This is a genomic window from Ectobacillus funiculus (assembly GCF_004138295.1).
Classification (GTDB): Bacteria; Bacillota; Bacilli; order Bacillales; family Bacillaceae_G; genus Ectobacillus; species Ectobacillus funiculus.
The window spans coordinates 1-24,589 of sequence record NZ_SCFM01000039.1 but is presented as its reverse complement, the minus strand read 5'-3'; the positions used below and the strand labels follow the sequence as shown (position 1 = coordinate 24,589).

Below are 24,589 nucleotides of genomic sequence, written 5' to 3'. Positions count from 1 at the left end.
TTGTACTGTCTGATTGTAAAAAACGAAATTATATAATAATGATCAACCGAAATATACCTATTCACGTCAGATCATGTGACATAAAAACCAATTGCTATCCCAAAATTCGGGAAAACAAGGTAGGTTTCTCCTATTTATTTTGTAATTATATGGGTATGCCAACTTAATAAAGTTACATTATCTAATCTTTCCTCTACTAGAAAATAAGCTGCACATATTATTACAAATAACTTTATTAAGAATAAAACGCTTGAGGTGGAAAAAATGAACGAAAGCACATTAACAAAAATGGACTTTACTTATCTCAGTCAAAAGCCAGGGGTACAATTAATTAAAGCTGGAACTTACCAAAAGAAAGAATTAAATGGGTCGTTGGGCATCCCAGCGTTACAAAGTCAGATCATCGATGTTCCTGTTACATCTAAGGAAAACGCATTACAATTAGGCTACTTTTCCATGAGGCCTTCGGAGGATTTTGAATTTACATACACATTCCTAGAAATGAAGGTCGTATTACAGGGAAAAATTGTAGTGCGTGATGAACAGAATAAAAAATATGTGGCGGAAGCAGGCGATGTTTTAATTTTCACACCTGATACAACTGTTATCTTTGACAAAGAAAGTGATGGAGAGGCTATTTATTCGGCTCATAGATTACCTGAACCAGCTTTCCTATAGGCCTTGTTCAAAACGTTGTTACCTTAAAACTAGAAGGATTTCATAGATTACATCTATGGAATCTTTCTAGAATCTCTACATATGTGCAAAATTTGATGTAGGATCCTAGTTTTCAGGAGGAGAAAAATAGTGAGGGAAAATAAGCTTATCTTCATTACTAAAGAAGGACGTACAAATGAACCAATAATAGACTGCTCTCCATTTCCACTTAAAATTACATCCGAATCCAGTGAAAAAATTCAACAAGAAAGAGAACTATTAAAGATGAAGCAAGAACAATGCTATCAATCTTTTTTACGTATAGAATGCCTGTAGTATTTCTTCTAGACAGACTAAAGCTTTCTTTAATAATCCATATTCAGGAGGAGAAAAATATGAAGCAAAAAGATGCTGCTTTAGAAAATCAGAACAAAATACCTAACATACCGATAATAGACCGTTTTCCATTTCCTTTTAAAGGGAATTCATATCGCTATTCTAATAATGCTGAAGTACTTGAGCCGCCTTTTTTATCAAATATTACTCCCGAGTATGTTGAGGAAATTAAACATAAACGAAAGTTATTAGAATCTAGGAAGGAACACTGCTACCAATCACTCTCACATTCCCTTGAAGCACAGTGGGAGATTTTAGAGATGATTATAAATGAGGTAACTTTATTATATCCAAATTACTTTAGTGTAAAGAAAAGTGGTCCCCAATGGACATTTTATAATTATTTATTACAAGAGGAGCAGTCCTTTACTTTTGGTAATTCTTCAACTTTGCCTTATGAACCATTAGATTTCATCGGCCGTCATCTTCAGGAGGATTTAATCTATATTGCCCAAAGAGATAAAGATCTGTATATGGATGCGGGACAGCTATGTTTTCCAGCTAACTGGTCGATTGCCTTTAATCTTGGCATGACCTATACAGAATTCCACGCGCCCGTTCCTCATTTTTCAACCAGTGGCTTAGCTGAAAAAGTACGTAACTTTCTTTTACAGATGGAATCAGGAAAACCGTGGACACGTTTGAATTGGACATTAACAGCGGAACCGATTCTTGATACATTTCCGGAAACATTCGATGATTGGGGGGTAAAAAAGGAAAAAATCACTCCTGATAATGCTGGAGAACTAATTCACTTGAGAGTAGAGGATCAAAGATTATTCCGTCTTCCGCGCAGCAACGGTATTTTATTTAGTATTCACACCCATTTGATTTCCCTTGATGAACTAAGGAAAAAACAAGAGTGGATAAACCAATTTTACCAAGTATTAAATGATTTACCTGATTATATCGCTCAATATAAGGGCTTTATTTCTTATAAACATCAGATTACTAGTTATTTAGAAAAAATTATAAAGAACAAAGAGGGTGTACTAAAGTGAGTACTATTACATGTCGTTTTGTTTATGGAGAGCGGCTATTCGGAGATGTTTATGCGGTAGATATCAAAGTACTATCCGGAAAATTCCCGCACTCAATTGGTACAATTAAGCAAATTAAATCCCAGAACCATGCTCTTCCTGTTCCCATTCATTATGCTGAAACTTGCAAGGATAAAGGAGAATATCGTCTCCTCTTTAATACTTCAACAGCTAAAGAAGTTAACTGTTTGCAATTAGTAGAGGATCTTCAAAATCGACTTATTGAGTTGGAGGCCTTAGATTATTCATTTTTCGAGCTGCAATCGAATGCTAGAAAAGTATTGTTCCTTATGGATGAACTAGCTATTTTTGAAAGCTTGGCTATTATCCATTTCCTGCTCTTCAAAAAGATAGAAATATATCTTTATGTAAAAACAGAACAGAAGCAGGAGGAGATGATGAGCTATGTTCAAAACCTCCTGCCAAATTGTATTAAGTTCATCTCGACTTATTCTTATCAGGAACTGCTTCCTATTCTTGATGAACAATTAATAGGTACTAGACTTTTTATTTCTGGTACTTGGCCGATGATTAGTGAGATTAAAAAAATAGCGTACACTGCAGGTTTTACTGACGAAGAAATTCAATATAAAGGGATAGGAAGGAAACATGAGAATGTCTTTTGTGTAAAGTGTTATCGCTTAAATAGAAAGCAAAACGAATATGAAATAGCATGTGAACACTGTAACACAACTCTCGATGTTTCTACTCACTTTTCAAGAAGGCTTGATGCATATCTTGGTTATATCAAGCTTGTCTAAAGATCGAGAAATTATAGAAAAGTGGAGGGAACTAAATGAATACTCGTACAATTGAAGTTGTTGTAGAAGAAATTAAACGTGAATCCCCAGCAGTTAAAAGTTTTAAGCTGGTAACAACGAACGGTTCTTCATTACCGCACTTTAGTGGGGGATCCCATATTACGACATATGTACAGACTGAACAAGGGCCAATTGAGCGCCACTATTCACTAACAGGCGAGCCTAATACAAAAGATTACTATCAAATTGCCATCCGCCTCATTGACCAGTCAAGGGGTGGATCTATTTATTGGCATAATAATATAAGGGTAGGAGATAAACTTGATATCAGCTATCCCAAAAACCATTTTCCGCTTAGCTTTAGAGCGAAGCATCATGTGTTTTTTGCTGCCGGTATCGGAATCACTCCTTTTCTGGCAATGGCGTCAGACCTAAAAAGGAAAGGAAAATCATTTGAATTACATTATGCCGCTCCTTCAAAGGAGTTATGCGCCTTCTATGATTTTCTTAGCTCTACTCACCCAGACGAAACTCGCTTCTATTTTTCAAGTGAACACCGAAAAATGACAACGGATTTACTGGAAAATCAATCGATTGGGACACATGTCTATTTTTGCGGTTCTGAAGACATGATGAGGGAATATGCCGAGGCTGCAAAGGCATACGGCTATCCCGAAAAAAGTATCCACTTTGAGCTCTTTACTCCTCCTCAGTTTGGTCCAACACAAGCTTTCTCAGTAAAGCTAAATAAAAGTAATCAAGTGCTTGATGTCCCAGCAGAAAGCAGCCTGCTAGAAACTCTTTTAAAACACAACATCCAAGCACCTTATTCTTGTAAAATTGGTGGCTGTGGAAGCTGCCAAATCGGTGTAATAGCAGGAGAGATTGATCATAGGGACTTCTTTCTTTCTGATACCGAGAAAAAAGCAGATAATGTCATGTTAACATGTGTTTCAAGAGCCAAAACTGGTTGCCTTGTTTTAGATCTATAATGCTATATAAATTGAATTTAATTTTTACATCCTGATCCAAAGTCTATTCATGACTTCTTTTGGCGTTTGAGAGCTTCTCAACAACTATTTTACACCTGGTTTTTCCAATTTCTTAAGTGAGAATTGAATAAGATAAATAATAGCTTGTGTACGAGTTGTAAAATCGCTCTTTTCCTTAAAATCATCAATACGTTTTAATAGTTCGACTGGATAACGCATATTTATGAATTGTTTCATTGTTTAATCCTCCATGTGTCTGAAAGTAAGGCATGATAACTGGCTATATATCCTAACGATGTACAAACCCCATGAAAGCACCAAAGCCCCAATAAAGTTTACCCTATTGGGACTTTGGTGTTACTGAGTTAATGTAACCTTCCACAAAGGAATCCTAGTACAAAACAACAAACTGACTACAAATAACTGCTAAATCCTGATAGTATTTTGCTAGTGATAAACTGATGCTTACGTTACAATCTTAGTTTTTTTGGTCTATAGACCTTAAACAGTAACTTTTGTGACACAAGGATCATTAAAGTAAACAATTTCGGAAAGAATTTTATTTCCTATCATTTCCTTGAAAGCATTTCTCGCTTCTTCCTCTGTATCAAATTCAAACAGTGTAGTATTTTCTTTTGAATACACAGTGATTACCCACATAATAAAACTCCTCCAAGAAATAACCCTGCTTTTCCACAATTCAATTTCCGTTTTTATCCATTTCATTTAAGACTTCCTGTGCTACCCTAAAGCTGTCGATCGCCGCGGGCACACCACAGTAAATCGCACATTGTAAAAGGACTTCTCTGATTTCCTCAATAGTTACGCCATTATTGATTGCTCCACGCACATGCAGTTTAAGCTCATGTGGACGATTTAGCGCCGTCATCATAGCAAGATTGATCATACTGCGGGTCTTCCTTGGGAGTTCCGTTTTCGTCCAAATCTCACCCCAACAGTATTCCGTCACTAATTCCTGCATCGGGCGACTAAAATCCGTTGCATTATTAATTGAATGATCAACATACTCAGCACCTAAGACTTCTCTGCGAACTTCAAGTCCCTCATTAAATTTTTTTTGATCCATCGTTCCAAACCCCTTCCATATTGTTTTTCACGGAGCAATGAACAACAGCCAAGGCTTTTTGAAAAAGCAATTGGCTGCTGGCATGTTCCTGAATGTGCTTAAATGAGAATTAATGATAGTTCCTTCTGAATGGCCTTTACCATACAAACGCACCTCTTTGATGATGATTTCAGCAAATCATCGAATAAATTCTTTTTTATGCTGATTACATATCCATTGAAGGGGTAGTGTCAATACGCTCAAATTGAATAGAGTTTTCCCCATTAGCGCTCTTTTACCTTTTTTATATAACTGTCTCTTGCTTTTCGTTCATATATTCAGCTTTGCTTAACTTCCGTTTCATTGGGAAGTAGTATAAAACAGCAGGGACAACTATCCCAACTAACCAGGCAATGTCCGCCCCTTCAAACGCTTTTGCTACAGGTCCTACGTAGAACGACGTGTTGATAAACGGAATTTCTGCAATAATTGATACAACAAACGCTATACATGTAATCCAATTTATTTTTCCATACTGACCGTTCACATCAAAAATATCTTTTACATTATAGTTACCATGGCGTAACACATAATAATCAACAAGATTGATAGAGGTCCAAGGAATCAAAAAGTAACTAATAAAAAAGATAAAGTTTAAGAAAAACGTGAGAAAATCACTTTTTCCTAACAGACATAATATAGTCCCTGCTACTGTGACACCGAAGATCATTCCTATTCGAACTTTTGGTGTAACCTTTAGCTTCCAGAATGGTTCTATAGTTGTAATAGTTGACATAAATGCACCGTATAGATTAAATACGTTAATGGCAAGCTGCCCAAAGATAATAATGAGGTACATGATGATGGCAAATCCCCCAAATAAATGAGCCAAATTACCTCCTGAATGATCAAGGAAATTCGGAACCGCAATAGTTAAGGTTGCTCCTAACGTCATCATCCAAACAGTTCCAATAAATGTACCTGCGTAGCTATACCAAAATGTTTGAGCTGTTGATGTAGTAATGGGAAGATAGCGAGAATAATCTGCAACATACGGAGCATATGCTAATTGCCATGTCGCTACTATACTGACCGCTAACAAAAAAACCGGCCAATCTAAGCTACCCGGCGACCAGCTTCCTGCTGAAATGGGTAATTGGAAGATAATATAGGTTGCCGCTAGATAAATGAAAAATGAAGACCATGACAATACTTTCTGCATTTTATGAATCAGGTCATGTCCAAAAATAGTAACAACAAAACAAAGAATATTTAAAATTAGGATACTCCACGTTTGATCAATCGGTACTAAACTACTTAGCGTTTGCGCTGCAAGCAAACCACTGCTTGCAAAAAATCCCAAATAAACAAACATAACAAGAAACAATGGGAAAATTGCGCCAATTACCCCGAATTGTGCCCGACTCTGAATCATTTGCGGAATTCCAAGTTTAGGCCCCTGGGCGGAATGGGAGGCCATAAAAATGGCGCCTAGTAGGGTACCGACAATAATAGCAGCAACACTCCAAAATAAATTAAGCCCTAAGCTAATTGGTAGTGCCCCTGTTACAAGCGTTGTGATATGCATGTTTGCCCCAAACCAAATAGGGAATAAATCACGAGCTTTACCATGTCTCTCTTCTGCCGGAACATATTCGATGCTACGCGTTTCAACTTTCACTAGCTACTCCCCCTCACAGAATAATAATGTCGAAGTGTTTTATGCATAGGTACATAAGCTTAAATAGGATAACCTAACTAAGCAAATCGATAGACTTTCCTTGCTCACAAAGCATCTCAAACTACATGATTTCAACTAATATACATATTCACGTTGTATTTAAGAGACGTAAAATATTCAGAAATATCAGAATTTAATTGATATAAATATTGTTACTCCCTTGAGCCCGTAAAGGTCACATAGTATGGTCTGTTTAATGCAAGAGGAACGCTACTGGCACTCCAAAAGGGATGATGCCGCTCCTATTTAGTTATCTGCTTTCTAAGCAATAATAACCTGCACCTTAATGAAACAATTTTTTACACTATGTTTCATTGCATACACTCCAGTGAAGGATGAAGCATGATACATTTACGGAATTAACAAAATCATTCCATACCTTTTTGTGTTGCAATCATTCGTAGCATCGGAAGCCTCCTTTAACAAAAATCAATTGCCAGTCAAGAGGCTTGGCTGCTCGTTTACTAAGTATGACATGATATGTTCGGCTGTTTTACTGCCTGAGAATAATGGTGATAATACGTTTAAAAACTGTATGCAGAAATGGAATCCCCCCAAGAAAATTGCCCTCTTTCCATTTAAGGTTTCCAGACCTGCCATTCTTTCAGTTCTAAACGCCGCACCCCATTTACAACATGAGGATCATTTTCTGCCATATGCCGCGCTTCTTCCAACGTGCCAGCAATATAGACTACCATCCCGCCTGAACCGTCTAAAAAAGGGCCTCTGCTAAAGATTTTGCCTTGCTGATCTAATCGATCTAAATATTCAATATGATACGGGAGGACTTTCTGATTTTTTTCCTCATCCACCATATGTAGGATGGCCGCATAATAAGGCATTTTCTAAACCTCCCATGGAATAATGATTAATTTCGATTCCAGACAATAAGCTTTAATTCAGTCATTTCTTCAATAGCATACTTCAGTCCTTCCCGTCCAAAACCACTTTCCTTTACTCCGCCATAAGGCATATGATCAACGCGGAAGGTCGGAATATCATTAATCATAACGCCGCCTACATGTAATTTCTCCGCTGCATTTAAAGCCGTATGCACATTCTCTGTATAAATTCCGGCTTGCAGACCGTAGCGTGAATCGTTAACTAATTCAAAAGCTTCTTCAACCGATTTGACCTTATTAATTAAAACAATCGGTGCGAAAACCTCCTGACAGGATACCTTTAAGGAAGGATCAGCATCTAAAATGACGGTCGGGTAAAGAATATTACCTTCTGCCCTTCCGCCTGTCGCAACGTTCGCTCCACCTTGTTTTGCTTCCTCAATCCAATTAAGCGTTCTTTGTACATCGTTCGGCGAAATCAAAGCAGATACATCTGTTTCTGGATCAAGCGGATTACCTAGCTTTAATTTGTTTGTTGCTTCGATAAATTTTTCAACAAATTGATCATAGATTTCCTCATGAGCATACACACGTTGTAATGAAATACAAACTTGGCCTTGATTAGAAAAAGCTCCCGTCACACATCGAGAAATAATCTTGTCGACGTCAACTCCCTTGTCGATGATCACCCCAGCATTCGATCCAAGCTCTAAGGTCACACGTTTCAATCCAGCTTTATTACGGATTCCAATTCCTACAGCCGGACTGCCGGTAAAGGTTATCATGTTTACTCTTTCATCGCTCACAATCCTGTCGCCAACTATCCTGCCGCCTCCGGTAACCACGTTCAACGCTCCATTTGGTAAACCAGCCTCCTGCAACAGCTCAGCGATAAAGAAGGCGGATAGAGGAGTTTGTGAAGCTGGCTTCAATATAATTGTATTTCCGGATGCAATAGCTGGGCCTAGCTTATGAGCTACTAGATTCATAGGAAAATTGAAAGGAGTAATAGCTCCCACCACTCCAATTGGCTCTCGAACAGTATAGGCGACCCTTCCTTCTCCGCCATAGGCAGCATCCAATGGGAGTGTTTCGCCATGAATTCGCTTTGCTTCTTCTGCTGCGAACTTATAAGTTTCAACTGTACGAGAAACCTCCGCTTTAGCTGTTGTAATTGGCTTTGCGGCTTCTAGCGCAATGATTTGCGCCGCTTCCTCTGCTCTTTCCTCTAACAATCTAGCCAACGTTTCTAAAATATTCGCCTTCTGATGTGCCGGCATTTTTGCCATCTCGCCTCGAGCCCGATAGGCTGCCTCAATCGCCTCATCTGTTTCTTTTTCCATGGCAACAGGAATTTCAGCGATCACCTCTCCAGAGTAGGGAGAAAGCAAAGGACTATACTTTTCAGTTTCCAACCATTCACCATTGATTAATAATTTTTTCCTCACGAATTCTTCATCTGCCTTTCATCCGTCAATTATAATCAGCTGCATCTAGAATCCACTTATCAGGTTCCTGTTTTCAGGTAATGATTTGAACAATATTCCTGTAATTTTAGAGCTAAACCGCCAGGTCCAAACCTCTGCCGAAAGTTCCTTCCTAAGTCTGATTTCGGTTTTATAAACTCAAGAAACGATAAAATATTCCGACGTCGATCCAATATATCTTTTAATCCATGCTTATAAAACCAAGCATCAATTGTATTGTAGACTCCTCTATTAATCCCATAATTAGATTCACACAAATCAACAAACGTTAAATCAGGTAAATGAATACTGTTCTCTAAAACTGTTTTCATGCTATTCCTCCAATTAAAAGAGCTGTCTCCTTTGCTTTTTCCCCAGCATGCAATCGACTTTTAACAAGTTCAACATCATTCTTAATTTGCAAAATCAATTGATCCAGATTGAAAAAGGAAATTTCCTCTCTTACGAAAAAGCAAGCCTCAATTTGAAGAACTTCATCATAAATCATTTCATCGAAGTCAAAGATATGTACTTCATAATGAACCATTGCTTCTTCACTGATGGTAGGTCTAATCCCCACATTCATAATCCCAGTGAATAGTCTTTCGTTGTAGGTAACCTTCACACCATATACTCCATTTGACAACTGAACCTCATCCTCATTAATACGGAGATTAGCGGTAGGAAAGCCTATTTGCCGACCAATCTGATTTCCGCTAATGACTTTACCAGTAAACGTGCATAGCACGTCATTTCTCCTCACTTCCATCATCTCACTCATTTTTAAAATAGGTAATCCATACTCTTCAGACATCGTTTCGATTTCCAATTCGGAGGCCATTTCACCCTTCTGGTTTAAGATGTCGCAGATGTAGCCTACTGGTGCCAATGAAGCCATTTTAGTCAAATCAATCACCGCTTCGACAATATCCACTCGCTGCAATAGTCCATTTTCTTTACCTGCCAGCGGGAAAATATGCCCAGGTTTTCGGAAGTCCTCTGGTTGGACATCCTCATAAGTGAAGGCTCTAATCGTATCCGCCCTTTCGTAAGCAGAGATCCCTGTCGTATTGGTTCGATGGTCCACAGAAACTGTAAATGGTTTCGTTTTAAGGTTTAGGGAACGATCAACCATGAACAAAAGATCTAGTCTCTTCGCATTTTCTTCTGTCAGACATACCGAAATTAAGCCTTTTCCAATCTTGGTCATGAAATTCACCAGATTTGGAGTGACATGCTGTGCGGCCCCTACTAAAGTTCCCGTTCCAGTGTTAATATCATCTAAAAGAATAATTAGTTCCCCATCTTTCATTCTGCCTATTCCACGTTCAATCACACTGGCGATCATGGCCTTTCTCCTCCCCATATCGAACTCTATTTTAACGCCTTCTGCATATAGACTACTTCTTTAGCCAAGCTCTCCACTCTGTTTACTACCTCACTATCAACCAACTCATTCTGTTGATTAAAATGGTCATTATGAGCGTACACATAGCCGGGAGCGACAAAAGCTCTAAAGTACCCTGCAATTGGTTTTAATTGATTTTCAATAACCAGATAATGCTGGTAAGTCCCTCCTGTCGCAACAAATCCCATTACCTTGTTACGAAAAGCTTGCGGCTGGATTAAATCAAATAAATTCTTGAGCACCCCAGTGATAGATCCTTGGAATATCGGTGTTCCGATAATATAGAAGTCAGCCGAAGAAACAATATCAATGACCTTTTTTGTATCCTCATTGTAGGAAGACGGGTTACGTCCGTCGCAAAACTGAACATCGTACTCTTTCATATCCAGCAATTCTACCTCAATTTCTGGATAATATCGCTTCACCTCCTCTAGCACCTTTTGAACGACAATCTTCGTTTTCGATCCTGTTATAGTTCCTGAAATTCCTAATAGCTTCATATTCAATCTCTCCTTTATCTCATAACGAATGGATCAGGCATTGGTTCAGATGAAGTATTCATCCAAACGACTTTGCTTTGGGTATACTCATGAATAGACTCAAATCCGCCTTCCCGCCCATAGCCGCTCCAGTGTGATCCTCCAATGGATGCAATTGGCGATATACTCCTATAGGTATTAACCCAGACAATACCGGCCCGTACTGCTTTGGCGACTTGGTGAGCCCTTGCAAGATTGTTTGTCCAAATTCCTGCAGCCAATCCATAGTTGGTATTGTTCGCCAAACCAATTACTTCTTCTTCCGTTTCAAATGGAATGACCGTCAACACCGGGCCAAAGATTTCTTCCTGGGCGATTCGAATTTGGTTATTGGTATGTTCAAAAATTGTTGGTTCAAAATACCAACCCTTCTTTAAATGTGTTGGTCGTTTTCCTCCATAAATGAGGTTGGCGCCTTGCTCTTTTCCAGCACGAACGTAGTGCTCCATTCTCTTCAATTGCGATTCGGTAGCCAGAGGGCCCATTTCTGTTTCCGGTACCATCGGATCGCCAATGACAATGCTAGATGTGCGGGTAATAACCCGATCGATGACCTGATCATAGATATTTTTATGGAGGAACGCTCGGGAACCGGCTACACAGCTTTGTCCGGAAGCTCCAAAGATTCCTGCAATAATCCCCATTGCAGCGCTGTCTAGATCTGCATCATCAAACACAATATTTGGTGATTTCCCACCAAGCTCTAACGTCACCTTGGCGAAATGCTGAGCTGAGTTATGAATTACATGACGAGCCGATTCCGATCCTCCGGTAAAAGCAATTCGTCTAACAAGCGGGTGGCTTGTTAATGCATTCCCAACAGGATCACCAAATCCAGTTACAACATTCACTACTCCTGGTGGAAATCCCGCCTCTTCTATTAATGGCATTAATTCTAGTAAAGATGCAGATGTGACTTCAGAAGGTTTGATTACGATTGTATTGCCTGCCGCTAATGCCGGCGCTAGTTTTAACGTAGTAAGATAAAGCGGTGAATTCCAAGGTGTAATGGCCGCTACAACGCCCAATGGCTCTCGGGAAGTAAAAACAAACATATCTTTCTTATCGATGGGAAGAGTTTCCCCATGAATCTTATCAGCCAGTCCAGCATAGTAGTAGTAAAATTCCGGGAGATATTGCAGTTGCCCTCGCATTTCACGAATTAATTTCCCGTTATCTAGCGTCTCATAGGTCGCTAAGTGATCAAAACGTTCTGCAATTAAATCTCCTAAGCGTCTTAGCAATTTTCCACGTTGTGAATAGGTCATAGAAGTCCATTTGGAGTTTTCAAAAGCACGGTGTGCAGCCTTTACCGCTCGTTCTACATCCTCTGATGTTCCTTTGGCAACCTGGCACCAAGGTTCTCCCGTTGCTGGATTATAACTCATAAAGTACTCGCCGCTGCTCGATTCGACCCATTCACCGTTGATATACATTTGGTATTTTGTTAGCTCCGTCATTTTGTCATCTCCTTTTTATTGTACTTTTCTAATTGGGATAGTAGGAGTTGATTCAGCGACTCAGCTGCTTCAATAGGTAGCATGTGTTTGATGCCTGGAAAGATAACTACCTCTGAGTGAGGAATTTGTTTAGCCATCAGTTCGGCCATCTCAGATGTCGACCCTTGATCCAGTTCTCCTGTAACAATGAGAGTCGGGCACTGTATCTGTGCCAATTGTTCATATAATTCTTCATCCGCTGTAGCGAACACACGGTAGGCTGATAAGTAAGCATTCGGTTGATTGTTTTCCAACCGTTGCTGGATCTGAGCGACTACCTCGGGATGCTTCTCCATAAAAGGCTTGTTAAACCAACGCTGGATGGCTGCGGTAATAGTTGCTTTGTGTCCCTGCTTTTCTACTTCCTTTACCCGCGCAAGCACACCTTGACGCTGCCCCTCGGATCGCTTGGCAACCGAGCTCATGATGGTCAAAGAGCAGACCTTCTCTGGATAGCGAATAGCGTAGGCTTGAGCAACCAGGCCACCCATGGAGAAGCCAACCAAATGGGCCTGCGAAAGGCTTAAATTCGAAAACAGCTCATCTAGTTGTTTAACAAATTGTTCTAAAGTATAAGGCCCAGGGGGGCAGGCAGATTTACCGTGCCCCAGCATGTCGTAACAAATAACTCGGTATTCCGAAGACAGAGCTTGGACTTGATTGCTCCAGATGTTTAGATCCAATCCGACACCATGAATGAATATGATAGGAGCTCCTTGTCCTTTCTCTATGTAATGAATGGATTGATTATCAATTAACGGGTGTTTCATCACGACTTCAGTCCCATTTCTATCATATCCTGATGGCGATCGCCGATTCTTGGGTGTGGACGTCCTCCTGTAGCAGCACCAATCGCTACGACAATTTCATCCGCACGTGGTGCATCAGGTATATTCACTTCGAAGGTAATGAAATGGGAACGTTTGGACTCATCCGTCTTATGAACCATCGGGATGGTAACATAGGCTCCCGGACCCCCACGTTTATTCGTAAAGGATAAAATACTTGTCCCTTCTACTGCATCACGAAACTTATTACCGAATCGAAAAGTGTGGATTAAAGCTGAAGCATGTTCTAATTCACCATCCACTCCTACTAAGGCTGCCTTACCGAACGCTTCCACTTCGTCAGAAGAACCGATTACTTCAAACAGCTTGCTGACAAGTAATTCCCCTAATGGAGGCGCATATTCTAAAATTTTTGGTTTTAAATCTTCTACATATTCACGACCGTGCCATGGATTGCGAACTACAGCTAGAGCAGCAATATTTAAGATTGGCGGTGTTACCTCTTTTCCACCCTCCATTTTTGTTTCCTCAACTACTGTATACACTTTGCGAACTTCTAACATAAATTAGTTCCTCCTTATACATGTAATGAAAGCTTATTTTTAAATTTAGGCATAACTTCTTCCGCGAATAATTTCGTACTGCGCATAATTTTTTCGTGCGATAAGCTGCCATGATTTGTCCAAAGTAATAATTCCTTTAAATTCAGCTCTTCTTTTAATTCTTGAATTTTTTCTGCCACATAATCCGGTGTTCCAAACAGGAGATTGCGAGAATGCAAGAAATCATAACTAAGTTCAGTACCTGGTTTTAATTCCTCGCCAGGGTCCATCATGTTGCCCAGGCCACGCCAGTGGCAAATCCAACGATATGTGTGTAATACTGCCTCCTCAGCATCTCGTCTTGCTTCTTCCATTGTCTCTGCTACATAACAATCTCTAACAAGAGCAAGCCCTTCACCTAACTCTGCAGGTGCTCCTTTTGCCTCGGAGAGAGTTTCACGATACAACTCAAAACGTTTCTTTAATTCTTTTACTGTCGGCATCCAGAAAATCCCGTTAACTTGATGCTCTGCTGCCCATTTAATAGATCTAGGTGTGTCAATTACTTGCCAGATAGGAGGATGCGGTCGTTGATAGGTTGTAGGCATAATTGACATTTTGGCAATTTCACCTGTTTCCATATCCATGTAGTCGTCAGTTTGTGGGCTTAATGGGTGGTTCCATTTTAGTCCGGGTGCAGGGAAGTTATAAAATTGTCCCTTATGAGAAAAGAAACGCTCAGACCAGGCTTTTAGTAAAATTTCATAAGTTTCTTCAAATAACGCTCGGTTTTGTTCTTGGTCTCGCGGGTCAGCCAGTTGATTAAGGTTCATTGCTTCCCTTCCGTAAAGCCCTCGTCCAATCCCTACTTCAACACGTCCACCGCTTAATTGGTCCAATAATGCTATATCTTCCGCTAAGCGAAGTGGATGCCAAAAAGTAATGATGTTCGCCGCTTGACCGATACGGATCTGCTTTGTTCTAGCTGCGATATCTGCTCCCATTAAAACTGGATTGGGAATCAATTCATACCCTTCATGACCAAAGTGGTGCTCGGTATACCAAATCGAATCAAAGCCTGCTTCATCACAATAAACAGCTTGTTCTCTAGCTTCTTCAAGAGCCTTAGAAAATTCCTCATGTCTTCCTGGTCCAGCCAAGTTTGCAAACATACCAAATTTCATTTGATCTCCCTGCCCCTCTTTAATAGTGATAGTCTTATTTTTTTAATAACTCATCTTTGATGATTTCTGTAAGCTTCGCACCGCTTTTTCTCACGTGCTCTCTCATGAGTTGTTCAGACAGCTGGCTGTCTTGCGCTTTTATTGCCTCTACAATTCTCCGATGTTCTTCCACTGATTTCCCTAGACGATCAGGTTGTTCAAGAGTTAAATATACAAATCGTCTATAAGGCAGCTGATTAATTAATAAATCATAATGGAACTGTAGTTTACTATTTCCAGCTCCTTTTAAAATCGCCTCATGAAAACAATCATTGGCTTCCACATAGCCGTCTAGATTTCCCTCTTTTACCGACTTCTCCATATGTTCCATCGCTCGGATCAGTTCATGAAGCTCTGGCACATCTCCTCTTTGGGCCAATTGACTGGCAGCAAGTCCTTCGAGCACTTCTTTTAGCGTAAATAGCTCGATGATTTCTTTTTCAGTCGGCTTCCTAACGCAGGTTCCTACCCTAGGAACAATTTCAACCAACCCTTCTCGCTCTAACTGCTTCAATGCTTCGCGGACTGGAGTTCGACTTACATTTAGCTGTTGAGCAAGTGTCGTTTCAGAAATTTTTTGGCCCATATCTAGTTCTCCTGAAACAATAGCTTTACGCAAGATATTAGTCACTTGCGTATGAATACTCTCTGTTGCAACCGAAAGATTCAATTACAATCACCTCATTCCCATTTCTACTATCACAACTTGCATGTAACATGTACCATGTACCATGCAAGTTGTCTGTAAATAAAATATAATTGAAAGCGTAACCATTTGTCAATAATTTCTGAAAAATAAAAATATCGGATAGCTTAATTCCTAAAAATTTATATCTGTTAAGGATATGTAAGTAACTTATGCTAGTAAATGTTTCAACGAGTATATCTAATTTTTAACAGAAATGATTTAGATAGTTCTACTCTCTCGTAAGATTTTCTACTATATTTTTTATACGTAAGCTAAATCTCCCACCCATAAATTGTCTCCTGGCTAGAAATTTACACTTTCTTACAGTGTTAAAAAATCATCTATAAGTACCATTATTCACTCATAGATGACCTTATGATTATATGGCACTAGGCAATACTCGAGAATCATTACATACTATTATTTCTTTATTTAGAACTAGAGGAAATATACACTTTGTTGACTTTCAAGCTCATTATTTACAAAGGATTAAACTAAGCTTTTTAGCCCCGTAAATACTTCAACAGCTGCTTGTGCCACTTGGATATCGTGAGGAACAGTACTTCCGCTTACACCAACAGCACCAATCACTTTTCCAGCTTTAATAAGCGGAATTCCTCCCCCGAACACCACTAGTCTCCCATTATTTGTTGTGTTTAATCCATAAAGCTCTGCCTGTGGTACAGTAGCTGATGCCAAATTCTCTGTTGACATTTTCAAAGCAACGGATGTCCATGCCTTATTTACCGCAATCTCAATACTTGCAAGCCATGCATCATCCATGCGATGTGTTGCAATGAGATTTCCTCCTTCATCCACAATACTAATAACCATCGCTACTCCTAACTGCTTTGCTTCATTTTCTGCTCCCTCAATTAATTTCTTTGCTACATCTAAGGTTATTTTTCCCATGTTTACTCCCCTTTTTTATAAATTTCTCTATTACAAAAAGTTCCTAATCCTCAATTAAAAATTAAGCATTACTAATTTTTTAGTTTTCCCTTACCTCTTCTTCCTCTTAAGAATAATCGTTTCTTTAGCTTATTTTATTGTAAAAAACGAAACTAACCTAAACAAATTTACTATAATATGTTAGTATTCCTAACAAAAATTCAGTTAATATAACCCATAAATCTTATTCCCAACAAATTTTTAAATATTAAAAACCTGCTTACATTGAATTGTAAGCAGGTTTTTATTTTTATTCACTGTTTTGTGTAGTATTAAAGAATTCAGCCTGATCTCTTCTGTTAGCCTTTACCTTATTGTTCTTTTTGCCTATTTTTCCATCTGATTCATAACTTAAATTTACCGGTACTTTTTTATTCTTTTCCATAATTTCCTCCTTTCAAAACTAGTTTGTCCCTCCAGCTTTTTTTAAATAAAAACTTTTTCTAGATACTTATAAAGGCACACGCCACTATCAGCGCTTCTTTGATAACTCCTCTGCATCATAAGGCAGCTTTATGTTAGATAAGGCTTATTTAACCAAAACAAACTTCTCTGAACATATGCCTAGTCTCTATTGATTAAAAGAAATAACTTTGAACATATCACTTGAATATTTTAATATCGATACGCTAGAATTTTTAATTTCCAGTTCATTATTATACTCATCAGAAAATTTACTAATGATGTTTCTTATGATAACGCCATGAGTCACAAGTAATATGTTTTCACTATTACTTTGACTTTCAGATACAATTTCATTTAACCCTTTTTCAAGCCGTTCCCAGAGTTCACGATGATTTTCAGCATGATGAAGTGGATCTGATTCCTTCATGAAATTCATTATTCCTTCTATGCTATGGTTTCGAAACATTTCATTAAATGTATGATAGCCATTGTCTTGGGCTACCTTATTCCAAGCGACCTCAGAATGTTCTCCCTCAAAGCTGCCAAAAAAAACTTCTCGAAATGCTTTTCTTTTATTGATTGCTAGGCTATTGCTGTAATTATTTTGTTGGAGGATTAATTCAGCTGTTTCAACTGTTCTTCCTGAATCACTGGTATACACACGGTCAAACTGAACATTCGCCAATCCTTTCCCGGCTTCGATTGCAATAACTTTTCCTTCTTCAGTTAATGGACTATCAGCCCACCCTTGCATCTTGTTATATCGATTTAAGTACGTTTCACCATGTCTAACTACATATAAGTTCATTGTATAATCCATGTTATCATCCTCCACCTTAATTATTTTGTATCCTTTAGCAACTAACCGAACAGTGCCTTTCTCTCGTTAAGCAGCAGGCATTTGTATTCTTATAAGCCTAGCCGTCTCTTTCTCGCGTATGAAAAACTATAAAAATATAGTAATTCAGTTTAGGGAACCAGTATATAAGCGGAGAATATTTAGTTTCATGTAACAACGAAAGTCATTCGTGACAAAAATGTAACGCCACGTTTCTTTTAAGACAGTTATGCTGAAGGTATAAAGTCCATCTTTATCGTTGTTGTGGATAATTTAGAGCTGCACCCAGCTTAGAAAAAAATGATTATAAATTTAATTTGATTTTTACAATTTCACTATACTTTCTTTTTTCTCTCCTATTATACAAAGTGTAGACAAGGTAGCTTATCGAAAAGGAAGTGATAATGATGAAAAAAGGAAAATGGCTCATGTGGGCGTTTATTACAGCAGCGGTATTTGTGATTGCGCCCCTCGCATTTCAACATTTTAATGTCTTTGGAGGAACTGGTTTTCATTCGCAAAGTATGCAGCCATTCCAAGGTAATGGATTCTCCCAAGGCGGACAATTCCGCGGGGATGAAGGATTCCGTGGACATGGACATCTGCATGGCTTATGGGGAATGAATATCCTTCTAGAGGCAGGGCTTTTCGTAGCTGGTTGGGTCATTTGGAAGCTGGCAGCCGGCAATCGTATCCGCAAATGGATTGGAATCGCACTAATGGCTTTGGGAGCTGCTCTCATATTGCCAACAGTACTGATTCTGCCAGTAATCCTTGTAGCAGCTTACTTTGCGTATAAAATCAGTCGCAATGACAATGCTTCTTCTGCAGGCTATGTACAAACAGAAGGAGCAGGATTCGCTAGCTTAGATTCACAAAAACTTGATTATTTAGATGAATGGGAACATAAGACCCATAAGGAGGAGAAATAAGATGGGTATTTTTAAACGTATGAAACAGATTGTACTTGCTGATATTCATGATGTACTTGATAAGGCAGAAGATCCAATTAGCATGGTGGGACAATATCTGCGCGGAATGGAGGAGCAGCTTGCAAGAGCACAGAAGGCATTCTCTGATCAGCTGTTCTTGGAGAAAAAGTATGAAATGCTTGTGGAAGAAACGCAGGCAATTATTGAAAAGCGTGTCAGACAGGTAAATCTAGCTATGGACCGAAATCAGGACGAAATTGCTAAATTAGCATTGCAGGAGAAAATTGTGCAGGAGCAAAAGCTTGCATCGTACAAGCAGCAACAGGAGACCATCCAAGCACAAACTGCGAACCTGTCTGAAAAAGTAAAAGAGCTGAAGGACAAGTATGAAGAACTGAAGCTGAAGCAGCAGGAGCTCATTGCAAGGGCGAATACAGCAAAGGCTGTAAAGGCCATCCAAGCAGCAATCCATTCCTTTAGCACAGACAATGCAATGCGCGGCTTTGCCCGAATGGAAGATCGCATCCTGGCTTTAGAAGCAGAAGCAAAAGCCAGTCAGGCTTTTGCCGCTCACAGGCAGCCTAGCGTAAACACCCTTTTGCAGCCTGAGGTAGAGCTGCAATTGGAACAATTAAAAGCAGCGAAAGCTTAAATGATCGGCAGACAAGCTGTCTAAAGAGGATAGAATTTTTTTCAAGCATACCTTCCCCCCTTTTATTGAATATAGAACAGTGAAATCCCTCCTAAATTAAGGAGGGATTTTTTTGCACTCTAGTAAAGTATAAATTTCTAGCTTTATCTCAGTGCTTATCATCCCTATATTCTTTCGGTGTTTGAAAGAAGATTTCATTAAACTTTTTATAGAAGAAAGACAAGCTAGAGTAACCAACCTCTTCTGCAATATCAGGTATAGGCAACTCAGAGTTGGAAAGATATAAAGCTGCTGCCTTATGCACAAATTCTTTGGCTATTCGCGCCTGAAGACCGTTTGGAAGATACACTACAATCTTTTCCTCTATCACTAGTAATCTCCCTCTCCTGCAAAGGTTATTTAAGGTTACTTACAAGTAGCTGGTTTTTCTACAGAAGCCAGTTCAATATCTTCGGTTGTTACTTCAAGTAATTTTTCTAAAAACTTTATAGTTTCCGCTGTATGTGAGGTATCTTCTTTTCCCACTTCTGTTATGAATTCATTGATGCATTCTTTATAATTATTGGTTTTAACAAACCATTCTCCTAGAAGCTTCTTTGTTGCTTTTCTCTCATCATCATTTTTAACCGCAAATAAACTTTCTGTTTCAGTCTCTTTTAATACAATTGAACTGAAATCCGGATTCATGCGAATATAGAAATAATTTCTTTGACTATTACAATTATTTTCTTTTCTTAAAAGAAAATATTTAATCCCAAACTTGGCCTCATAAAATGGACTATCTATAGTTGGAATATGAACTTCTTTTATTTCAATACTTTTTACTGAATCTAAATATACTTCCAAGCCGTATGCAGTATGAATTACCTTTGCGTCTAATAGCTTCTTCATAGCTCTTTCCCTTCCATTGATAAGCTTCTTCCCATTACCAAACATCTCCATTTTTAGTTATGATAAACAATGCTTAGCTAGTTGTAGAGTACCATCCTTTATTCCGAAAACGTTTCCTTATAGTTGTAGGATAAGGGAAACAAGCAACAAAAAGAATAACTTAAATCGTCTTTTTATTGTCCTGATTTGCCAAGAAAGATACATAGGGGCTTATCACCTTATTCTAGAGGTTTTTCCTCTTCTCTTAACGTACATACAATAAGCCGAACACTGTAAGCATTCGGCCTGTTGTAAAATGCACTGTATATTTGGCTCCTTTCTGGCTCTTATCACCTGCCGAATTTGTAGCAAGCGTCACAACACGAGAATTAGAGAATGAAAAGACTGCAAAATCTGTTTGCAGTCTTGCTTTGCTTAGCTCAAGTTCTTCATCAGGACCAAAATCTTAAATCTCATAATCCATTACAACAATATTATCTATCACTCCATTTAATGAAGAGATAAACTCCTGATGAATTGGATGCGGCAAATAATTATCAAGCGCTTGCTTATCCTCAAACGTAATACGTAATCCCAGGGTATATCCTTGTTTTGCTTCAATTTCCCCTGTCGTATTAATACCTGCAGTAAGCTCTACAATTCCGGGAATTCTCCCTTTAAATGCTTTAAGCTGATTAAGAAGATCCTGTTCTTTTTCAGCCGTGATATTTTCATTAAATCTAAACACAACAATATGCTCGTACATTTTCTTTCTCCTTCTCTATCATTGAATAACAAATTTCTGTAGGCGAAAAAGCCAGCATGAGCTGACTTTTTCTAATAGATATTTTTTATTTCTCTACAGTTTCTAATTCCCACTCAAGAGCATTTAGCTCTTTCAGCACTGCATCTAACTTATCCTCTGTAGAATGTGACATTGGATGTTCGATTAATTTCTGAAGCGACTGTGTTCTTAAAGAAGCAAGAACGCCATGCGGATTAGAGATACCTGGGAAATGTGCCTCTAGCACCGTTGCTGTCTTTTCTACTGCAAGCAAGTCAATCACTTTTGTATCACGAGAAAAGACTGGGTTAAGTCCTCGTTTGTTTGGATATACAAAGCGATAAGATCCCGAACCGATGACAAAGCTTACGCCCGCTTCTGTTTCCTGTAGACTAGCTACACCTTCTAGCGCAGTTAATGTGGCACTGCCTTCCTTCACATCCTGCAAATCTGCATTCGGCAGTAGAATTTCTGCCGTTGTATTTGCAGGAATTTCAACCTCAACCGTTACTTCCTCATGCGTGATATTCCAAGCAGAAGTAATTTTTCCATACATAGAATCATGGGCAGCGCGTACGTGTGTCAATTCTCTGCCTCCGATTGTTGGCTGAATGCGGATTCGTTTATAAGCCGGCACTGTTTCATCCATATCTAATCCAGCGATCACACGGTACATCCAATCCCCAATCGCTCCGTACGCGTAGTGATTGTATGAGTTCATATCATCGCTCCAGAATGAGCCATCCGGCTTAATTCCATCCCAATGCTCCCAAATTGTCGTTGCCCCTTTTGTGACAGAATATAGCCAAGATGGATACGTATCTTGCAGTAGCAGTTTCACTGCCGTTTCATGATAACCATTATTAGATAACGCAAAGCATAAGTATGGCGTACCAACAAAGCCAGTTGTTAAGTGATAGTCATTTTCTAGAACAAGTTCATTTAAGTCATGAGCAACGCGTTCTTTTCTTTTTCCATCAACGAGGTCAAACATAAGCGCAAGTACATGCGCTGTCTGCGTCGAAACAGCCAAACGGCCTAATGGTGTTAAAAACTCGTCTGCAAAATATTGCTTAATCTTCTCAAGAAGCTCTCCGTACATCGCAGCATCCTCAGTTTTACCTAGCACGCGTGCTGCATCGCGAAGAAGCTGTGTGGAATATGCATAGTAAGCAGTCGCAACCAGCTCATTTGGTGTGGCACCGAAGTAGCTGTCCTCCTTTGAATCAAGGCCAAGCCAGTCACCGAAGTGGAAGCCAGTGTTCCAAGCATATTCATTATCCCCTTGCGCGCGAATGTACTCAACCCATGCCTTCATGCTGCCGTATTGCTCTTCCAGCAATCGCGTATCCCCATAGCATAAGTACACAGTCCATGGGCAAATTACAGCGGCATCGCCCCAGGCTGCAGAGGAATCACCGTTGATTACATTTGGAACGACAAACGGAACCCCCCCATTTGGAAGCTGATCTGCTTCTAAATCACGAAGCCATTTTGTAAAAAACTGTCCGCCTTGGTAGTTAAAGAGTGCTGTACGGATAAAGACTTGCGCATCGCCTGTCCAGCCAAGACGCTCGTCACGCTGCGGACAATCCGTCGGTACATCCACAAAGTTCCCTCTTTGTCCCCAAACAATATTACGCTGCAATTGATTCACCATTGGATCAGAGCACTCAAATTCACCGATTGGCTGCATGTCTGAGTGGATGACTTCACCGACAAAATGCTCAAGCGACAATCCGTCCTCTTGACCTGGATATCCCTCGACCTTTACATAGCGGAAGCCTTGGAATGTGAAATGCGGTGCGTACGTTTCTACACCTTCACCCTTCGTAATGTATTCAACAGTTTGCTTGGCACTTCGAAGGTTTCCAAAATAAATATTGCCTTCCTTATCAAGCACCTCGGCATGACGCAGTACAATCTTCGTTCCTTCTGGTGCATTTACTGTCATTCGAATACGGCCAACCATGTTTTGGCCCATATCAAGCACAGTATCCCCGTCAGGTGTCACAAACACAGAAACTGGATGGATTGTTTCCGTTACACGAGTTGGACTATTCTCTTGTGCTACTAATTTGCCAATCGATAACTGCGAAATAACTGTACTTTGCCAATCTGCATCATTGAAATCCGCGTTGCTCCAGCCGTCTTTCTCAAGTCTAGCATCATATGTTTCCCCGTGATACAACTCGGAATATAAAATAGGTCCTGTAGCTGCCTTCCATGTCGTGTCTGTTACAACAACTTCTTCTGTACCGTCTGTGTAACGAACATGCATTTGCAGCAATACAGCACGCTTATCTCCGTAAAGATGACGCTTATCTTCCCACGTTAAATCTCCCTTGTACCAGCCATCTGCCAGCATAACACCAATCACATTCGCATTACCGCAAAGCTGGGCGGTTACGTCATATGTTTGGTATTGAATCCGCTTACTGTAGCTCGTCCAGCCTGGCGCAAGCAATTCATCTCCCACACGCTCTCCGTTTACGTACAATTCATAGAGACCAACACCTGTCGCATAAACACGAGCAGAAGCAATATTCTCCTTCAGTTCAAACTGCTTCCGCAGCAAAAAGATAGGCTTCGTGAGTGGAGCTAATTCTGCCGGATTCGGCGTAATCCACTCTGCCTTCCACTCGCTCTCCTCAAACAATGCAGTTTCCCACCAGGAAACGTCGCTCCACTCTGACTCATGGCCAAAGTTGTCCCATACCTTTACTCGATAATAATAGCGCGTCCCTGATGCAAGCTCAGGACCGTTATATACAATATGGATCGATTGATCAGATTTTGTATAATCCGTATCCCATAGCGGCTGTTCAAAACCATCTTCCGTTAAAGCAACCTGATACCGATAAGCGATCTGCATCGTGCCGCGAGTATCTGACTGAATACGCCAGCTTATACGCGGCTGTTTCACATCAATTCCAAGCGGGTTTTTTCTATACTCACATGTTACATCAATTACTTGTAAATTAGTCATCTGTGTTTCTCCCCTTTTCTTTACTTAGAATGATAAATAGGTAGCTAGGAAGGCGTTCGTTGTATCGGCTGCATTTGCCGTTCCTAATCTGAATGTAAGAAATATTTATCTAACGAGGTAAGTAGGAAATCTCTTCATCAGTTATTTCAGTTAATATTGCTGCGTCTTTTAACTAAAAGGAGGATAGAGAGATCTATAGGTTATGAAACTCTCCATGCTTATCCTTTTACTTCACAGATCCCGCTGTCATACCTGCCACGATTTTCTTGTTGAAGAAGATAAATAGAATGAGTGGCGGAAGCGAGATTAACACGATATTTGTAAATAACAGGTTCCACTGCGTATTGTACATGCTTGAGAAGTTATACAACGTAAGCTGAATGGTTGCATTTTTGGCACCTGGATAGAAATACAGCGGGTTTACAAAATCATTGTAAATTCCTACGGCAGTCAATACGATAACTGTTGCGGAAACTGGTTTTAACAACGGTAAAATGATGGCGAAAAACAAGCGGAATCT

At 39.6% G+C, this 24,589-nt stretch carries 27 protein-coding genes and 1 pseudogene; 6 read left to right on the top strand and 22 right to left on the bottom strand.

Annotated features, from left to right (window positions below; all coding sequences use genetic code 11):
* The first annotated feature begins 264 nt into the window (after positions 1-264).
* The 4 genes from EP737_RS19670 to EP737_RS19655 all read left to right on the top strand — a co-directional run bounded on the left by EP737_RS19670 (position 265) and on the right by EP737_RS19655 (position 3,846).
* Positions 265-678: a cupin domain-containing protein gene (locus EP737_RS19670; RefSeq protein WP_129730145.1), complete on the top strand. Its 414-nt coding sequence runs from the start codon at positions 265-267 to the stop codon at positions 676-678.
* A gap of 374 nt (positions 679-1,052) precedes the next feature.
* On the top strand, positions 1,053-2,054 hold the full coding sequence (locus EP737_RS19665; protein WP_129730143.1) for a heme-dependent oxidative N-demethylase family protein: 1,002 nt from the start codon (positions 1,053-1,055) through the stop codon (positions 2,052-2,054).
* A complete protein-coding gene (locus EP737_RS19660) occupies positions 2,051-2,854 on the top strand; it encodes a dimethylamine monooxygenase subunit DmmA family protein (protein ID WP_129730141.1) in 804 nt (267 codons plus the stop codon). Before EP737_RS19665 ends, EP737_RS19660 begins: the two co-directional genes overlap by 4 nt.
* 35 nt (positions 2,855-2,889) lie before the next feature.
* Positions 2,890-3,846, top strand: coding sequence for a PDR/VanB family oxidoreductase (locus EP737_RS19655; protein ID WP_129730139.1), 957 nt, complete (start codon positions 2,890-2,892; stop codon positions 3,844-3,846).
* An 84-nt stretch (positions 3,847-3,930) separates the two neighbouring features.
* Here the strand turns inward: EP737_RS19655 and EP737_RS25750 are convergent, their stop codons facing one another.
* From EP737_RS25750 to EP737_RS19580, 17 genes are all read right to left on the bottom strand, one after another.
* Positions 3,931-4,083: a ribbon-helix-helix domain-containing protein gene (locus EP737_RS25750; RefSeq protein WP_165350867.1), complete on the bottom strand. Its 153-nt coding sequence runs from the start codon at positions 4,081-4,083 to the stop codon at positions 3,931-3,933.
* Positions 4,084-4,347: 264 nt separating this feature from the next.
* Positions 4,348-4,572: a hypothetical protein gene (locus tag EP737_RS19650; protein WP_129730137.1), complete on the bottom strand. Its 225-nt coding sequence runs from the start codon at positions 4,570-4,572 to the stop codon at positions 4,348-4,350.
* Entirely contained in the window at positions 4,547-4,933 is a 387-nt protein-coding gene (gene pcaC, locus EP737_RS19645; RefSeq protein WP_129730135.1) for a 4-carboxymuconolactone decarboxylase, read from the bottom strand. Before pcaC ends, EP737_RS19650 begins: the two co-directional genes overlap by 26 nt.
* A 283-nt stretch (positions 4,934-5,216) precedes the next feature.
* Complete coding sequence (locus EP737_RS19640) at positions 5,217-6,593, bottom strand: purine-cytosine permease family protein (protein ID WP_129730133.1); 1,377 nt, start codon at positions 6,591-6,593, stop codon at positions 5,217-5,219.
* 638 nt (positions 6,594-7,231) lie between these two features.
* Positions 7,232-7,495, bottom strand: coding sequence for a YciI family protein (locus EP737_RS19635; RefSeq protein WP_129730131.1), 264 nt, complete (start codon positions 7,493-7,495; stop codon positions 7,232-7,234).
* Positions 7,496-7,521: 26 nt separating this feature from the next.
* Positions 7,522-8,943, bottom strand: coding sequence for an aldehyde dehydrogenase family protein (locus EP737_RS19630; protein ID WP_129730129.1), 1,422 nt, complete (start codon positions 8,941-8,943; stop codon positions 7,522-7,524).
* 59 nt (positions 8,944-9,002) lie between these two features.
* Complete coding sequence (locus EP737_RS19625) at positions 9,003-9,293, bottom strand: hypothetical protein (protein ID WP_129730127.1); 291 nt, start codon at positions 9,291-9,293, stop codon at positions 9,003-9,005.
* On the bottom strand, positions 9,290-10,309 hold the full coding sequence (locus tag EP737_RS19620) for a 3,4-dihydroxy-2-butanone-4-phosphate synthase (RefSeq protein WP_165350866.1): 1,020 nt from the start codon (positions 10,307-10,309) through the stop codon (positions 9,290-9,292). Before EP737_RS19620 ends, EP737_RS19625 begins: the two co-directional genes overlap by 4 nt.
* A gap of 26 nt (positions 10,310-10,335) precedes the next feature.
* On the bottom strand, positions 10,336-10,869 hold the full coding sequence (locus EP737_RS19615; RefSeq protein WP_129730123.1) for an NADPH-dependent FMN reductase: 534 nt from the start codon (positions 10,867-10,869) through the stop codon (positions 10,336-10,338).
* A gap of 14 nt (positions 10,870-10,883) precedes the next feature.
* On the bottom strand, positions 10,884-12,368 hold the full coding sequence (locus EP737_RS19610; protein ID WP_129730121.1) for an aldehyde dehydrogenase: 1,485 nt from the start codon (positions 12,366-12,368) through the stop codon (positions 10,884-10,886).
* Positions 12,365-13,177, bottom strand: a complete 813-nt coding sequence (locus tag EP737_RS19605; RefSeq protein ID WP_129730164.1) for an alpha/beta fold hydrolase — start codon at positions 13,175-13,177, stop codon at positions 12,365-12,367. Before EP737_RS19605 ends, EP737_RS19610 begins: the two co-directional genes overlap by 4 nt.
* Positions 13,177-13,758 (bottom strand): amino acid synthesis family protein, encoded by a 582-nt coding sequence (locus EP737_RS19600; protein WP_129730119.1) that lies wholly within the window; start codon positions 13,756-13,758, stop codon positions 13,177-13,179. The genes EP737_RS19605 and EP737_RS19600 overlap by 1 nt, the downstream gene beginning before the upstream one ends.
* 14 nt (positions 13,759-13,772) lie before the next feature.
* A complete protein-coding gene (locus EP737_RS19595) occupies positions 13,773-14,921 on the bottom strand; it encodes an LLM class flavin-dependent oxidoreductase (RefSeq protein ID WP_129730117.1) in 1,149 nt (382 codons plus the stop codon).
* Between the two features lie 34 nt (positions 14,922-14,955).
* On the bottom strand, positions 14,956-15,591 hold the full coding sequence (locus EP737_RS19590) for a GntR family transcriptional regulator (protein ID WP_281278911.1): 636 nt from the start codon (positions 15,589-15,591) through the stop codon (positions 14,956-14,958).
* Positions 15,592-16,137: 546 nt separating this feature from the next.
* A complete protein-coding gene (locus tag EP737_RS19585) occupies positions 16,138-16,560 on the bottom strand; it encodes a GlcG/HbpS family heme-binding protein (RefSeq protein ID WP_129730113.1) in 423 nt (140 codons plus the stop codon).
* Positions 16,561-16,849: 289 nt separating this feature from the next.
* Positions 16,850-16,984, bottom strand: a complete 135-nt coding sequence (locus tag EP737_RS26620) for a hypothetical protein (protein WP_281278910.1) — start codon at positions 16,982-16,984, stop codon at positions 16,850-16,852.
* 186 nt (positions 16,985-17,170) lie between these two features.
* Positions 17,171-17,824, bottom strand: coding sequence for a histidine phosphatase family protein (locus tag EP737_RS19580; RefSeq protein ID WP_129730111.1), 654 nt, complete (start codon positions 17,822-17,824; stop codon positions 17,171-17,173).
* A gap of 425 nt (positions 17,825-18,249) precedes the next feature.
* Here EP737_RS19580 and EP737_RS19575 point away from each other — a divergent pair, with 425 nt between their 5' ends.
* Both EP737_RS19575 and EP737_RS19570 read left to right on the top strand, forming a co-directional pair.
* Positions 18,250-18,774, top strand: coding sequence for a hypothetical protein (locus EP737_RS19575; protein WP_129730109.1), 525 nt, complete (start codon positions 18,250-18,252; stop codon positions 18,772-18,774).
* Between the two features lies 1 nt (position 18,775).
* The gene (locus tag EP737_RS19570) at positions 18,776-19,426 is read left to right on the top strand and encodes a PspA/IM30 family protein (RefSeq protein ID WP_129730108.1); all 651 of its coding nucleotides are present in this window, start codon (positions 18,776-18,778) and stop codon (positions 19,424-19,426) included.
* A gap of 148 nt (positions 19,427-19,574) precedes the next feature.
* Here EP737_RS19570 and EP737_RS19565 read toward each other — a convergent pair whose 3' ends face one another.
* The 5 genes and pseudogenes from EP737_RS19565 to EP737_RS19545 form a co-directional block, all read right to left on the bottom strand.
* Complete coding sequence (locus tag EP737_RS19565) at positions 19,575-19,796, bottom strand: helix-turn-helix domain-containing protein (protein WP_129730106.1); 222 nt, start codon at positions 19,794-19,796, stop codon at positions 19,575-19,577.
* 35 nt (positions 19,797-19,831) lie between these two features.
* Complete coding sequence (locus tag EP737_RS19560) at positions 19,832-20,368, bottom strand: hypothetical protein (RefSeq protein WP_246040316.1); 537 nt, start codon at positions 20,366-20,368, stop codon at positions 19,832-19,834.
* A 394-nt stretch (positions 20,369-20,762) separates the two neighbouring features.
* On the bottom strand, positions 20,763-21,062 hold the full coding sequence (locus tag EP737_RS19555) for a Dabb family protein (protein WP_129730102.1): 300 nt from the start codon (positions 21,060-21,062) through the stop codon (positions 20,763-20,765).
* An 85-nt stretch (positions 21,063-21,147) separates the two neighbouring features.
* Positions 21,148-24,069 carry an alpha-L-rhamnosidase gene (locus EP737_RS19550; RefSeq protein ID WP_129730100.1) on the bottom strand — a complete coding sequence of 974 codons (2,922 nt, stop codon included), beginning with the start codon at positions 24,067-24,069 and terminating at the stop codon, positions 21,148-21,150.
* A gap of 226 nt (positions 24,070-24,295) precedes the next feature.
* Positions 24,296-24,589: pseudogene (locus EP737_RS19545) on the bottom strand (carbohydrate ABC transporter permease); the annotation flags it as partial.

Coding starts and splice junctions, on each gene's coding strand:
- EP737_RS19670 (WP_129730145.1), top strand. CDS start 265: ATGAACGAAAGCACATTAACAAAAATGGACTTTACTTATCTCAGTCAA.
- EP737_RS19665 (WP_129730143.1), top strand. CDS start 1,053: ATGAAGCAAAAAGATGCTGCTTTAGAAAATCAGAACAAAATACCTAAC.
- EP737_RS19655 (WP_129730139.1), top strand. CDS start 2,890: ATGAATACTCGTACAATTGAAGTTGTTGTAGAAGAAATTAAACGTGAA.
- EP737_RS25750 (WP_165350867.1), bottom strand. CDS start 4,083: ATGAAACAATTCATAAATATGCGTTATCCAGTCGAACTATTAAAACGT.
- EP737_RS19650 (WP_129730137.1), bottom strand. CDS start 4,572: ATGAAATGGATAAAAACGGAAATTGAATTGTGGAAAAGCAGGGTTATT.
- pcaC (WP_129730135.1), bottom strand. CDS start 4,933: ATGGATCAAAAAAAATTTAATGAGGGACTTGAAGTTCGCAGAGAAGTC.
- EP737_RS19635 (WP_129730131.1), bottom strand. CDS start 7,495: ATGCCTTATTATGCGGCCATCCTACATATGGTGGATGAGGAAAAAAAT.
- EP737_RS19625 (WP_129730127.1), bottom strand. CDS start 9,293: ATGAAAACAGTTTTAGAGAACAGTATTCATTTACCTGATTTAACGTTT.
- EP737_RS19620 (WP_165350866.1), bottom strand. CDS start 10,309: ATGATCGCCAGTGTGATTGAACGTGGAATAGGCAGAATGAAAGATGGG.
- EP737_RS19615 (WP_129730123.1), bottom strand. CDS start 10,869: ATGAAGCTATTAGGAATTTCAGGAACTATAACAGGATCGAAAACGAAG.
- EP737_RS19610 (WP_129730121.1), bottom strand. CDS start 12,368: ATGACGGAGCTAACAAAATACCAAATGTATATCAACGGTGAATGGGTC.
- EP737_RS19605 (WP_129730164.1), bottom strand. CDS start 13,177: ATGAAACACCCGTTAATTGATAATCAATCCATTCATTACATAGAGAAA.
- EP737_RS19600 (WP_129730119.1), bottom strand. CDS start 13,758: ATGTTAGAAGTTCGCAAAGTGTATACAGTAGTTGAGGAAACAAAAATG.
- EP737_RS19595 (WP_129730117.1), bottom strand. CDS start 14,921: ATGAAATTTGGTATGTTTGCAAACTTGGCTGGACCAGGAAGACATGAG.
- EP737_RS19585 (WP_129730113.1), bottom strand. CDS start 16,560: ATGGGAAAAATAACCTTAGATGTAGCAAAGAAATTAATTGAGGGAGCA.
- EP737_RS26620 (WP_281278910.1), bottom strand. CDS start 16,984: ATGGAAAAGAATAAAAAAGTACCGGTAAATTTAAGTTATGAATCAGAT.
- EP737_RS19580 (WP_129730111.1), bottom strand. CDS start 17,824: ATGGATTATACAATGAACTTATATGTAGTTAGACATGGTGAAACGTAC.
- EP737_RS19575 (WP_129730109.1), top strand. CDS start 18,250: ATGAAAAAAGGAAAATGGCTCATGTGGGCGTTTATTACAGCAGCGGTA.
- EP737_RS19570 (WP_129730108.1), top strand. CDS start 18,776: ATGGGTATTTTTAAACGTATGAAACAGATTGTACTTGCTGATATTCAT.
- EP737_RS19560 (WP_246040316.1), bottom strand. CDS start 20,368: ATGGAGATGTTTGGTAATGGGAAGAAGCTTATCAATGGAAGGGAAAGA.
- EP737_RS19555 (WP_129730102.1), bottom strand. CDS start 21,062: ATGTACGAGCATATTGTTGTGTTTAGATTTAATGAAAATATCACGGCT.
- EP737_RS19550 (WP_129730100.1), bottom strand. CDS start 24,069: ATGACTAATTTACAAGTAATTGATGTAACATGTGAGTATAGAAAAAAC.